General features: G+C 41.8%; 8 protein-coding genes. 3 read left to right on the top strand and 5 right to left on the bottom strand.

Annotated features, from left to right (window positions below):
* The first annotated feature begins 9 nt into the window (after positions 1–9).
* Positions 10–2,280: a hypothetical protein gene (locus BN3769_RS02310; RefSeq protein ID WP_068467141.1), complete on the top strand. Its 2,271-nt coding sequence runs from the start codon at positions 10–12 to the stop codon at positions 2,278–2,280.
* 5 nt (positions 2,281–2,285) lie between these two features.
* On the opposite strand, the gene BN3769_RS02315 is transcribed toward BN3769_RS02310, so the two are convergent.
* From BN3769_RS02315 to BN3769_RS02325, 3 genes are all read right to left on the bottom strand, one after another.
* The gene (locus BN3769_RS02315; RefSeq protein WP_068467144.1) at positions 2,286–2,903 is read right to left on the bottom strand and encodes a regulatory protein RecX; all 618 of its coding nucleotides are present in this window, start codon (positions 2,901–2,903) and stop codon (positions 2,286–2,288) included.
* A gap of 9 nt (positions 2,904–2,912) precedes the next feature.
* Positions 2,913–4,817, bottom strand: a complete 1,905-nt coding sequence (locus BN3769_RS02320) for a DNA topoisomerase IV subunit A (protein WP_068467146.1) — start codon at positions 4,815–4,817, stop codon at positions 2,913–2,915.
* A 292-nt stretch (positions 4,818–5,109) separates the two neighbouring features.
* Positions 5,110–6,945, bottom strand: a complete 1,836-nt coding sequence (locus BN3769_RS02325) for a DNA topoisomerase IV subunit B (RefSeq protein ID WP_068467147.1) — start codon at positions 6,943–6,945, stop codon at positions 5,110–5,112.
* A 351-nt stretch (positions 6,946–7,296) separates the two neighbouring features.
* Between BN3769_RS02325 and pseB the strand changes: the two genes are divergently transcribed.
* On the top strand, positions 7,297–8,346 hold the full coding sequence (pseB, locus tag BN3769_RS02330; RefSeq protein WP_068467149.1) for a UDP-N-acetylglucosamine 4,6-dehydratase (inverting): 1,050 nt from the start codon (positions 7,297–7,299) through the stop codon (positions 8,344–8,346).
* An 18-nt stretch (positions 8,347–8,364) separates the two neighbouring features.
* Here the strand turns inward: pseB and BN3769_RS02335 are convergent, their stop codons facing one another.
* Positions 8,365–10,062, bottom strand: coding sequence for a hypothetical protein (locus BN3769_RS02335; protein WP_068467151.1), 1,698 nt, complete (start codon positions 10,060–10,062; stop codon positions 8,365–8,367).
* An 827-nt stretch (positions 10,063–10,889) separates the two neighbouring features.
* Between BN3769_RS02335 and BN3769_RS02340 the strand changes: the two genes are divergently transcribed.
* Positions 10,890–11,912 (top strand): glutamyl-tRNA reductase, encoded by a 1,023-nt coding sequence (locus tag BN3769_RS02340; protein WP_068467485.1) that lies wholly within the window; start codon positions 10,890–10,892, stop codon positions 11,910–11,912.
* A 130-nt stretch (positions 11,913–12,042) separates the two neighbouring features.
* On the opposite strand, the gene asnS is transcribed toward BN3769_RS02340, so the two are convergent.
* Positions 12,043–13,446 carry an asparagine--tRNA ligase gene (asnS, locus tag BN3769_RS02345; protein WP_068467153.1) on the bottom strand — a complete coding sequence of 468 codons (1,404 nt, stop codon included), beginning with the start codon at positions 13,444–13,446 and terminating at the stop codon, positions 12,043–12,045.

The raw sequence follows: 13,446 nt of genomic DNA on the forward strand, positions 1-13,446 counted from the left end.
TTAAACTCTATGCCTTATATCAATGGAAAAATCGTGCAATCGGATAAGATTAAACGCAAATCTGATCAAACTGTCCTTGAAGATCCTTGCGAACCTAAACTTTTATTTTATTTTAATGGCCCAAATAGAGCAGAAGATTTTAAGAAGGCGATCAAACTATTAGAGAAGGAATTTGCCGATGCGGACTTAATTGGAGCTCCAGCAGGGAAGAGGGATCAAGGTCGTGGAAAAGTTGAGCAATGGGGTCCTTCTTTTACCAACATGCGCAACCGCCTCATGTTTTATACTCAAGGAGGATTTACCGAATCTGGTCGAGATCACGCTATAAGGGAAGGCAAGTTAAGCCAGTTGTTCGAAGGAACCAATTATTATTTACATAAAGGCTCAAAAGACCCCCTCGCAGATTTGCCTTCTACAACCTATTCTATGGATCAATTTTTACAAGATTTGGAGAAGCAGGTCGATTTATTTGATCAACCTTTTCATTTAATTAAGCTGCAAAATATTTTAAACAGGTTAAATCAAGATCCTCGCCCTTCTAAGCAAATTGAAAGTTGGAAAGGTAGTCTAAAGACACTGATCGAAAAGACAGCTTCTAATATGAGCCTTAACCGACAGCGAGCCATGCAAAAGCTGTTAGAAAATTGGGAAAATATGGGAGATGTCAATAATGCTGTGGCTAAAGAATTTTATAGAGATCTTGGCAAAAATTTAGAGGAGATTGACACTAATCGGGGAGTGATCAAGGGCAAGTTAACGTATATCTCTGAAAAAGCTCAGCAAAAAATTACTCTTTTAAAATCTGCTATTCTAGATGGGTCCAAAACGATCCCTGAACTAAAAGAGATGATTCCTCCTTCTTTTTTTCCCCTTTTTATTGAACAAGTAAAAAAGGATAATCCTGTTAGAGATATCCGATATCATTTAATTGATCAATTCATGGAAGCCTTTAATGCAAAAGCATTGGAAAAAGGAATTGTCCTCACTGAAATCGAGAAACAAAAAATTAAAGAACAGGTTAAAGAAGATACATACCTCAACGATGATTTTACTTTATCATATATACACGAACATGTGGGACCACGGTCTTATACATTTTCTGGATTTCTTTCGTCAAAGTCGCATAAGGATTCTCCTAATCTCTTGAAATTGGAAAAAGAATTAACAGAATCCGGAAGATCAAAAGAAGAAGAACCGAAATTTACCTTTGATGGCAAATTAAATTTTAAGTCTGGAATCGAATTGGCTATAGAGAAATTGACTAACGTTCAGCTACGTCAACAAGAGCGCTTACAAGCTGCAGAAAAAGGAGAGGCTGTTTCTATTCCCCAATACTTTCACACAACTAATGCTGATGCCGCTACTTCAATTGCTAAAACAGGTATTGAAGCGCTACCTGCCCAATCTGGATTTGGTGCTTTCTTTTCCACTGCCCCTGAATTTCGCTATGGTCATATTGCTTTTGGCCTACCTCGAACAGTTGAATTTGATAGTGAAAGGACAACATATTTGACTAACTCAACAGTGCCTTATCTTTTAAATGAAAAACATATATGGGTTGCATTGAAGGAATTAATCAACATCCATCCTCACATGATGATTCTTCGCCAAAATTTCTCTACTGCAATTCAACAGGCTATTGCCAAGACAATGGAAGATGTAGATACAACCGCCCTATCCTTAGAGCAAAAAATTGAGTTTGAAGAGCGGTTAGCACTTCTTTTAAATCGCTCTATAGCGTTCAGAGCAACGCCTCCTTCCGATACAGATGAGGAAAGATGGACTCTCAATTATCGAGATTTAGATAAATATAGTCATTTACCCCAAGGACGTATTCATCACATTTATAGCGATAAAAGCAAGAATAATTGGGTAAGTCGCATGATTAGGATGACTTTAGAAAAGTGTAAGATAAAGCCATCTACCGTCCCCAACTTAAATGATACATTTAACACTGAATTCGCTAAACACTTTAAACAGCACTATTATCATGCCGAAGACCCACGAGATGATTATAGCGTAAAAGGCCATACCAAAGAAAAATTAAGGGCGTGTGTCATTGCTCCGGATGATGAATTTAGGAAACATTATAAAAGTGACTATGACGCCCGCAACATAAAATCCAAATCAAGTGATTTTCAGACCTTATCTGAAGTTAAAAAGCAATTCAAGGAGGCTGGTATGGACGAAGACATAATAGAATTCATTCCTTTGAGCGAAATGTTGATAGAAAGAGATTTCTTGATAGCAGCCGATGCTAAAGTTCCTCAAAAATGGTAAAATTTTCAAGATTCTGATTGGTCACAAGAATACAAGACAGCCTGAATCAACTCAAAAGGGTAGCCTTTTCGCATGAGAGCAGCAAATACTTTTTGTTTTTCCTTGTATTGAGATAAATCTTTCGAGCGGTACTTGGTCTGAATTAAGCGGCGAATCGCCAGTGTTTCTTCTTCAGGATTTATCCATTGCTCTCGAATGTGCTGCAAATTCTCAGTAGATAGTCCTTTTGCCTGAAGTTTGGCTAGGATAACGCGCAGTCCTTGCTTTTTTTGATGAGCCCGAACAAAATTTTCAATCCAGGCCTCATCGTTGAGATATCCCCATTCTTGGCATTCTTGAATAATTTTTTGAATGGTAGGAGGCTGTACCAGCCGCTCGCGAAGAAGCTTATTCAGTTGCTCCGAGTGATAACTCTGAGCAGCCAGTCTGCGAATGACATAATTTTTCACCCGTTTATATTCTAACAGCTCAAATGCCGCCGTCCATTCCTGAATAGATAAACAGGTGGGAAAAGCGGGAAAACGCCCAAAAATGGCAATATGGACATCCCGCCAGGGTTCTCCGTCTAGAAAGACGGTTAGAATCTCTTTTCTTTCCGCTTTGGGCTTGCACTCTATCTTCAATGTTTCCCTCTAAGATTTGACCAAAACCAATTTTTTCACTTCTCTGTTTGCCATTCTCACCCCCTTGGCGGTCACCCCCTTAATGGCAACACTGTCTACCTGAAATTGCGCTTTTGTCACGGTCATGCGCGGTTTAGGAATAAACTGCAATTCAAGAGTATTCTGAGGCTCGGTCGAGATAAATTCCAAATTCATGCCTTCGTCCAAGTAACGGTACACTTTATCCAAAATAAATTTATCGATAATGAAACGCTTGGCATAGACATAATGCGTCTCCGGATCGCGATAGGCTACTGAAATGACCGTCTTTTTATCCGCAACTCCTACATAGACGACCTTATTGCCATTATGATGGACGTACTGCTTTTCCGGGATGTTAATCACTTGATAGGTTCCATCTTTGAAAATGACTAAGATTTTATCAAAGTTTGTACATTCGATCATGTGCTGGCTGGCCACTTTTGTGCCGACAAATCCAGAGGCTGGATCGAAGCCGACTTTGATCTGGCGCGTTTCCATTGCCCGTGTATTGACTTGCTGGATCGCCTGGACCTCTGTCCGTCTTGGATGGTCTTTGGTAAACTTTTTAATGAGTCCTTGCAGATAGCGGATGGCGACTTTTTTAATGCTCTTCAACTCTTTTTCAACGCGTGCCAGCTGCGTTGTATAAGATAAAATTTCTTCTTGGTTCTTCGTCAAGTCGAAACGAGAGATGCGGCGAATCGGAATGCTGAGCAAACGTTCGCGATCATCATGAGTCGGCTCACGCAAAAGTTGAGCATGAAAAGGCACCAGGCTAGTTGCAATGGTTTGATGCACCTTATCATAAGAATCTAAGTTCTCTATCAATTTATAGAGACGATTTTCGATAAAAATTTGCTCCAGGCTTTTTTCAAAAATCTTTTCCTTCAAACGGTCGCGCTCAATTTCCAGCTCGCGCCGCAAATACTCTTGAAGCTTCTCGGTGTGCAGCCTGAGAATGGAATCGACATCCGTCTCCCAAGGCATATTGTCTTTAATGACGACAATCTGGGAGCTTAACGAGACTTGGCATTCCGTATAGGCATAAAGCGCATCTAATAGATCCTGAGCATACTGTCCTCTTGGCAATTTGATTTCAATTTCGACTTGCTCTGCCGTATAGTCATGAATGGCTTCAATTTTGATTTTACCTTTTTTCGCCGCCTCATCAATGGAGCGGATCAGCGATTCTGTCGTCGTCCCATAGCAAATCTCTTTAATGACAAGCGTTTTGGCATCCCGAACCTCAATCTTCGCCCGCAGGCGAACCTTTCCTCTCCCTTTATCGTATTCGGAAGCATCCATAATTCCACCTGTTGGAAAATCAGGCAGAATGGTAAAAGGCTTGTCTTCTAAAATTGCAATTTCGGCCTCTAATAACTCGAGGAAGTTATGCGGGAAAATATGCGTCGACATCCCGACCGCAATGCCATCCGCCCCTTGCAGTAAAACAACCGGAATTTTCGCAGGCAGGCAGATAGGCTCTTGATGACGTCCGTCATAAGACGCAATCGTCGCCGTTAAATCCGCGTTAAATAACGTTTCTTTGGCCAAAGGTGTCAAACGCGTTTCGATATAACGCGCCGCAGCTGCCGGATCGCCGGTATAAAGGTTGCCGAAGTTTCCTTGCTTGTCAAGCAGATAGCCCTTATTGGCGATATTGATCAATGCCTCAACAATAGGGGCATCGCCATGGGGATGAAGGGCCATTGTTTGACCTGCCACATTGGCTACCTTGTGAAGTTTGCCGTCATGCATGAGCCAGAGCGTGTAAAGAATGCGGCGCTGGACAGGCTTAAGTCCATCAATCACATGAGGGATTGCCCGATCTAGAATGACATAGGAGGCATATTTGATGTAGTGATGCTGCATCAATTGTTTAATATCTTCCATGGAAATTCCCAAATTAAATGTAATTAGGTGAAGCGTTGGACAAATCTTGATTTTAACCGTAGGCCAAAGCAGACATACGTTTCGCTTTCTCTTTATACGCGTGTGCTTTGCGCTCTTCGGGTTTAATGCCTCTTACAGAAAACCTATAAAACGATTCATCCATCGCATTAGGGCATATCGTCAATTGGCCATGGCCTCCTATTCGCATTTTTTCCCTAAGAAAAGACTTCGAATTCCGCCATTGTCTAATTGCCGACACGCCTCAGGTACTTTGATTATCCCGCTTGCCCCTTTATGCTTCTGCGAGGGCTGCAGGTACCAGCTCATCTTCATTGATGAGATTCTGCATAATAAATTGCTTGCGCTCAGGAGTGTTTTTTCCCATATAGAACTGCAAAGTCGGCTTGATATCAGAAAAGGAATGAATCGTAACGGGAATCAAGCGAATATCCTTGCCGATAAATTGCTTAAATTCTGAAGGGGAAATTTCCCCTAACCCTTTAAAGCGAGTGACCTCTATGCCTTTTTTCAATTTAGCTATCGCCCGCTCTTTTTCTTCTTCGGAGTAGCAATAAATCGTTTGATCTTTATTGCGCACTTTAAAAAGAGGCGTTTCTAGAATATAGAGATGCCCATTGAGCACCAATCCTTCAAAATACGTGAGAAAGAAGGTGATCAATAGATTGCGGATATGCATGCCATCTACATCGGCATCGGTAGCCAAAATGACCTTATTATAGCGCAACAAGGCAATGTCATCTTCAATGTTAAGGGCATTCATCAAATTGAACATCTCTTCGTTCTTATAAAGCTGGTCAAGCTTCATACCGAATACGTTCAAAGGCTTGCCGCGCAAAGAAAAGACAGCTTGAGTCAGCGGATCACGAGAAGCGACAATTGAAGCGCTTGCCGAATCCCCTTCCGTCAAAAAGATCATGGTCTGATCACTATAGGCGGATTGGTCCTGGAAGTGGTATTTGCTATCCCTCAGCTTGGGGATTTTAAATGAAATTTTCTTTTGCTTCTCTTTGGCTTCTTTCTTGACAGCTGCCAGCTCGCGGCGCAGCTTTTCATTGAAGACTATGCGTTCAATGAGACGATTGGCCGTTTCAGGATGCTTGTGCAGCAGATTGACAACCGCCTCCTTCACCTCTTGCACAACCGGTCCGCGCAATTCGTTGTTCCCTAGCTTGTTTTTTGTCTGCGATTCAAAAATGGGATCTTTTACCCGAACCAAGACCGTTCCTACGATTCCCTCACGCACATCCACGCCTTGGAAGTTCTTTTTGGCAAACTCATTGACGCCTTTTAAGATTCCTTCGCGAAAAGCGGATAGATGCGTTCCCCCATCCGACGTGTATTGGCCGTTTACAAAGGAAAAATAGCTCTCTCCATAGCTATGCGTATGCAAGAAAGCAAACTCCAGCAATTTGCCCCGATAATGCAGAGGTTCATACAAACGATCCTCTGTCACTTCGGCATTCAATAGATCGAGAAGTCCATTAGACGATTGAATTTTCTCTCCGTTGAACTCAAGGATTAAACCGGAATTGAGATAAGCATAATGCCAAATTCTTTTGAGAATATATTCTTTTTGAAAGCGATATTTTTTGAAAATTTCAGGATCTGGGATAAATTCTACAAAAGTCCCATTCGTTTCGCTTGTTTTTCCTTTCTTCTCAGCTTTAAGATGCCCTTGGCTAAAGAGCGCCTCGACATATTCCCCATCGCGATGACTGCGTACTAGAAAATGACTGGACAGCGCATTGACAGCCTTCGTTCCGACCCCGTTGAGCCCGACAGAGAATTGGAAAACATCATCATTATATTTAGCTCCCGTATTGATTTGGCTGACACAATCGATCACTTTGCCCAGTGGAATGCCTCGCCCAAAATCCCGGACAGATACGCAGCCGCGGTCTTCATCGACTTGTACAATAATTTTTTTGCCATACTTCATTATAAATTCATCGACACTGTTATCGATGACTTCTTTTAGCATAATATATATGCCATCGTCAGGATTAGACCCATCGCCCAAGCGACCAATATACATACCCGAACGTAAACGAATATGAGCTAATGCATCTAATGTCTTAACCGTACTTTCGTCGTATTGTTTAGCCATAACTGTAAATTTTTTAAGTGGTGAACAAAGAAAATATACCGCAAAAAGAATTCAAAATCCAGCTCTTTTTAGCAATTAAATCCAAAAATTGCCAAATCATTAATTAACAATATTAACAAGAATAATTAATCCTATTTTATAAGAATTTAAGCTCTTTTTAAATTAGATATAGTTAATATTTTTCAATAGCGATTTGGAATCTAGCAATTCAAAGATCAGGGTAAAAATCTAAACGGCAGCCGAAACAATTCAGCCGGATTTTCCATTAATTGGATGACAAATGCTTTGATTTAGCACAGGAACTCTTGGCATACTTAGTGCAGTAAAGATATTTAACCCCGGAGATACGCTATGCTTTCCCCAACCTCTTCTCTGTTTGCCGATCAATCCATTCTCATCACCGGAGGAACCGGAAGCTTTGGAAGAGCGCTGGCTAAGCGTATTTTAACCGAAAACACTTGCCGCAAAGTGATCATTTTTAGCCGGGATGAGTGGAAGCAATGGGAGATGCGCCGAAGCGATCCCATTTTTGACCACCCGAAAATCCGTTATTTTTTAGGCGATGTCCGCGATGCGCAACGCTTGGCTCGCGCCTTCAATGAGGTCACCATGATTGTGCACGCCGCAGCCCTCAAGCAAGTGCCTGCTGCTGAATATAATCCTTCGGAATTTATTAAAACAAATATCAACGGGGCCATGAACATCATTGACATGGCCATCAATTGCGGCGTCAAAAAAGTCATTGCCCTTTCAACGGATAAAGCCGTCAATCCGGTTAATCTATATGGGGCCACTAAGCTGTGTTCGGATAAGTTATTTGTAGCGGGAAATGCTTATGTAGGAGCCAAAGGCCATCCCCTCTTTTCTGTTGTCCGCTATGGGAATGTAGCGGCCAGCCGCGGAAGCATTATTCCTTATTGGCAGAAACTGATCGACCAAGGCATCAAGGCTTTACCCGTGACGGATGAGCGCATGACGCGTTTCTGGATTACTCTTGACCAGTCCGTCGATTTTGTCTGTCAATGCTTTCAACAAATGAAGGGAGGGGAAATTTTCGTTCCCAAAATTCCCAGCATTAAAATTATGGACTTGGCAGAAGCCATCGCTCCGCACTTGCCTCGAGAAATTTGCGGCATTCGTCCGGGAGAAAAGCTCAACGAGCTCATGATCAGCGCAGACGATGCCCGCCATACAGCTGAGTTTGACCGCCACTATGTCATTCTTCCCGAGTTGGCGACTGATGAGCGCCTTCCAAGCGAGCATCTCTCTCTGCCCGTTGCCGGGACTCCCGTCCCACCCGATTTTGTGTATGCGTCTCATACCAATACCGACTGGCTTTCGGTCGAGGAAATACGCCGCTTTCTCTCGCTTTATAAGCAAGGCCATGAACCTGTTTTATAGCACAGTATCAACTAGACGCTATTCCTTAGCGCGGTCGGCAATCGGCCCTCCGCCCGCTTTATATTTATTAAAGCCTTTCGTGTACGATTCCTTGTGTTGCGAGGCAAAATCCTCGGCTGCAGCTAGAGAGGAGAAAAAAACATACTCGGTTTTTTCAACGGAATCAGATTGGCTAAGAGCTTCAGGATTTCCATAGAAGATAGGCAGGACATTGAACTCAAACTCTTCCGGGTTAGTACCTAAAGCAGGATGGAAAATCCCATCTTTCTTATCGGGATTATACTTCTTTTTATTTTTGGATTGAAAGACCTCTGCGGCGTAGCAATGCTGCCTACCTCTATTTCCGGGCTTCCTTTGCCCCGTTCCTCCACAGTAATGGCGAGACGTTCCTTTCTTTTTGTAAGAATAGATCCACCCTTGATGCTCGGGATCAACCATAGAATCCTGTAACTGTTTAACATAGCGGTCAAACCCGGGAGTGAATTGAATCCTAATTCTTCCCTCTTCATCCAAACGGACTGGATAGCGCTTAGGCGGAGTGAAAGGTTCACCAATTTGGGGAATTCCATAAGTCGTCGGCTTCTCTTCTGACCGTGCTAAACCACCAGCGCCTCCCTTGCGTTGATTATAAAGAGGATGAATGGCTCCTTTATGTTCAATAAACTTAGATTCAAATGCATTGAGATCTTCATCTGGCTGCAAGGCATATAATAAGCCGACTTCAAATTGGGCAAGGTTGTTTTTTATATCTTGTACAAACTGCTTATTTTCTTCCTTCTCTTCTTCGGAAAAGGATTTGCTTATGCCTGTATTAATAAGAGTGGCATACCTGCTCATGCGACTTTGAAAGGTTGATCCCGTTTTTCCGATCAAAAGGGTTTCCGGATCGGTCGCTTTATTTCGAAAGACGTAAATAAGCCGCTTAACACGCTTTAAATTTGCCGGAATTTCTATTGCGATTTTCTCGCCTCCTCCCCGTCCCTTTTTAATCTTTAAAGGAAACCATTGCTCGGGTTCATGGGAGGTAAAAAAGTCTTCTTGGTCTTCCAGACTTTGATTTAAAACTGATTCAGAAACCGGCTCCGATTCAAGCTCTGACTCTAATCCTGTGTCTAATGCCGGAATGTCTTTCGAAGAATAAGCCCACTCTACTTGCGAAGAGCTTGATCCTTGAATACTTAAAAACCCCGGATCCCAATAAGCTTTTTCTTCTTCCAAGAAAAGATCTTCCGAGATATCCGCAAATAAACGCCTGTTCACTTTAAAAACGGGTTGTTCTTCTCCAGAACACTCGCTAAACAGGCTTCCTTCAAAGCCGTCCCCTGCCTGTCCGTCTTCTGATTCTACTGGTAAGCCCTCACGAGAAGAAGACGCTTTCATAAGCACTCCCCCCTCTTCTAGATCTTCCATATCAGAGATGCCTGAAAACAAGCGCTTGGCCACTTTTTGAGACCGTTTCATTTCTCTGGAGAGCTTGAGCGTGCTCTCTTCCTCACTCTCTCTCGATCGCATCTTTTCTTCTGATGTTAATTTCGCAAATTTAAGCGGAGAAGAATAAGAAGGAGACCGATCTCTTTGGATAAAAATCGCCTGAACAGGAAGCGGAAGAACGCTAGTTTCCGGATTTAATATTTTTTGATTATTAACCAAAAAATTTTCTTTATCTTGAAATTGATCAAAAGAGAAATCTTTAAAATAACTATTAGATGAATACATATTTTTAACTTAAAATTTTAATTAAAAGTAGTTAATTTTAGGTTATTTATCTTTTAAAATTAACTAAAATAAAAAATTAATAGTTTAAATTATTATAATTAAATTTTAAATTCTAAACAAATTTAAAATTTAATTAAATGTTAAATAAAATTTAAACTAACTAATTAGTTAAATTTTTACTGCATTACCAATTTAAAATTTAAATTAAAAACCAACTAAAAGAATAACTATATCAATATTTATTAGATTGCTTGTATGGATAGGTTTTTGATCTACCAATAAGAGGGGATTAAAACCGCTAATGACCGAGATTCGCATTCTTTTTTCCTAGAAGCCGGTGTCAGATAGCGAGCCATATTTCATCCCATTGTCCCTTTATCTCAGGCTTTCTATTAGGGAGAAAATGATCGTGAATATAGACAATTAGCAATTTGACGACAGATTCTAAACGCTGCATTTATATGAAATTTAAAAGTATGATTTGGCAAGAATTGTTGAATTTTTTTATAAGAATGCTAAGAGGGTGTATTAAAGCCCCTAATAATCGATATTTGAGAGTATTTTCTTCCTAGGAGACGATAGGAAATAGCGAGCACTATTGAGTGGATAATAGTGCTCGCTATTTCCTATTGCTTCCTTGGAGGAAGGAATGCGAATCTTGGTCATTAGCGGTTTTAATATTCCCTCTAAGAAGGTTTTTTTAAATTGCTAATTGCTTATATTCAAGATTATTTTCTTCTCGGAAAAAGAACTTGAAATTAGATCCCGTGCATTCGATGGTTTCTAAAAATACAATTTTCCCGACTGAAAGAGAGGAGCTGGGCCTTATGCGGATAGGTGTAGTCGGTATTAATCACAAATTGGCTGATTTGAAATTGCGGGAAGCTTTAGCAAAGGCTTGTCAAAGGCGGTTTGGCCCTACGTCGCTTGTGCAGGACAACCATCACTTTATTTTACTCTCCACTTGTAACCGCACAGAAGTCTATTTTAGTTCAGAAGATCTAGCGATTACGCATACTTATCTATTAAGCATCTTACGCCACGAGGTAGCCGAAGAATTTGATCATAAACTATACTCTTATTTTGGCGTGGATTGCTTTTGCCATCTGACCCGGGTGACATCAGGATTAGACAGTGCGATTATAGCCGAAACGGAAATTCAAGGGCAGGTCAAGGCGGCGTATGAAGGGGCAGCCGATTGCCGGCTTTTACCGAAAGAATTGCATTTTTTATTTCAAAAATCGCTTGGAATAGCAAAAAAAATTCGAACAGAATTGCAGTTAGGACGTGGCATGCCCAATTTAGAGCATGCCATTTTACAGACAGGAAAGCATTTTTTTAAAACATCAGAGCCCGTCCGTGTTCTATTTGTTGGCGCATCGGAAATTAACCAGAAGATTATGGGATTCTTGAAAGGTAAGAATTTCGCCAGCATGACGCTATGCAACCGATCCGATGAATCCGCCCGGGCGCTGGCCGGCGAATATAACATTGATCTGCTAGAATGGAGTCAATTAAATGATTGGCATCAGTATGATTGGATTATTTTCGGCACAAAATCGCCTGACTATCTCATCAAGCGAAAAGACGTAGCCAAAGATCTTGCCGGGCATAAATTAATCATGGATCTCTGTGTTCCACGAAATGTGGAGCCTCAACTAGGGCAAGACCCGCGCATTACTCTCTTGAATATCGATCAAATTAACCGTCTGCTGAGAATTCGCCACCGTTGCATGACGCATACATTGGCTGAAGCGGAAAGACGTGTCATTCAAGCGACCCATCTGCATACAAACCGTTATTTGCATAACGAGCAATCCAAAATTACCCTTTTAGCTGTAACGGCTTAGGAGCTGCCCTAAAAGCCATCATAATCTATTATTTGAGGCTTTTAGATTGCATCCATTCCATGCCAATTGAGAGAAAGGCAGCCGCCTATGGAGCCTCTGCCATTCTCTTATTTGTCTTGGGAGCCGACGATTAGAAGTCGGCCCTTCCAGGGTAACGGGGGAAAGGAATGACATCTCGAATATTCTCCATGCCCGTTGTAAACTGAACCAAGCGCTCGAATCCGGCTCCAAATCCAGAATGAGGAACGCTGCCGTACTTGCGCAATTCTAAATACCACCAATACTCTTCGGCCGGCAAATTAAATTCCTTTAATTTGGCCTCTAAATAGCTCAAGCGCTCTTCACGCTGGCTGCCTCCGATAATTTCTCCTACTTTTGGAACTAAAACGTCCATGGCAGCAACTGTTTTATTATCATCGTTGGCACGCATATAGAAGGCTTTAATTTGTTTGGGGTAATCTGTTAAAATAACAGGCTTAGCGAAGAATTCTTCCGCAAGGAAGCGTTCGTGTTCGGACTGCAGGTCAAGCCCCCATTTAACGGGAAATTCAAACTTTTTATCCGCTTTCTCCAAAATACGCACGGCATAGGAATAAGAGGTTCTTTCAAAAGGTGTATTGACCACATGCTCCAAGCGATCGATTAATCCGGTGGAGACATGTTTGTTAAAAAACTGCATATCCTCTTGGCAATTATCGAGCACGTATTTGAGCACATACTTTAAATACGCTTCAGCGCAGTCCATGTTATCATTTAAATCGGCAAAAGCCATTTCCGGCTCAATCATCCAAAATTCAGCCAAGTGGCGTGAGGTATTGGAGTTTTCAGCGCGGAAAGTTGGTCCAAACGTGTAAATATCCGATAAGGCACAGGCATAAATCTCGCCATTCAACTGACCGGATACGGTCAAAAAGGCTGGCTTGCCAAAAAAATCTTGGGTGTAATCGACTTTTCCTTGAGGAGTTTTGGGCGGATTGGCGGGATCTAATGTTGTCACACGGAACATTTTACCGGCCCCTTCGCAGTCAGATCCTGTAATAATAGGAGTATGGATATAGAGAAAGCCTCGGCTTTGAAAAAACTGATGCGTAGCAAATGCTAAAGCATTGCGCACACGGGTCACGGCTCCGATGGTATTGGTGCGCGGACGCAGATGGGCAATTGAACGCAAGAATTCAAACGTATGGCGCTTCTTTTGCAAAGGATAGGCTTCCGGATCGCATTTGCCAATAATTGTAATTTCCGTCGCATGCATTTCTAGCGATTGTTCCTTTCCTGGACTTTCAACGATTGTTCCCGTAGCAGAGATGGAAACACCTGTTGAAAGCTGATCAATCCAATTGGCATAGCCGGGAATATCGGGAGTCGCAACAATTTGGAAATTAGACAGAGTAGATCCGTCATTTATTTCAACAAAAGCAAAGGTTTTTTGGTTCCGAACAGTCCGTATCCATCCTTTAATGTTGATAACATGCCCGACCAATGAAGGAGAGCCCGGATGCGGAAATTTGAGGTCTTTAATTTTTGTACGCAT

This window comes from Candidatus Protochlamydia phocaeensis, from assembly GCF_001545115.1.
In the GTDB taxonomy this organism is placed as follows: Bacteria; Chlamydiota; Chlamydiia; order Chlamydiales; family Parachlamydiaceae; genus Protochlamydia_A; species Protochlamydia_A phocaeensis.

Bases quoted from the DNA above. Each gene is read 5' to 3' on its own strand.
- BN3769_RS02310 (WP_068467141.1), top strand. From the start codon at position 10: ATGCCTTATATCAATGGAAAAATCGTGCAATCGGATAAGATTAAACGC.
- BN3769_RS02320 (WP_068467146.1), bottom strand. From the start codon at position 4,817: ATGGAAGATATTAAACAATTGATGCAGCATCACTACATCAAATATGCC.
- BN3769_RS02325 (WP_068467147.1), bottom strand. From the start codon at position 6,945: ATGGCTAAACAATACGACGAAAGTACGGTTAAGACATTAGATGCATTA.
- pseB (WP_068467149.1), top strand. From the start codon at position 7,297: ATGCTTTCCCCAACCTCTTCTCTGTTTGCCGATCAATCCATTCTCATC.
- BN3769_RS02335 (WP_068467151.1), bottom strand. From the start codon at position 10,062: ATGTATTCATCTAATAGTTATTTTAAAGATTTCTCTTTTGATCAATTT.
- BN3769_RS02340 (WP_068467485.1), top strand. From the start codon at position 10,890: ATGCGGATAGGTGTAGTCGGTATTAATCACAAATTGGCTGATTTGAAA.
- asnS (WP_068467153.1), bottom strand. From the start codon at position 13,446: ATGCGTACAAAAATTAAAGACCTCAAATTTCCGCATCCGGGCTCTCCT.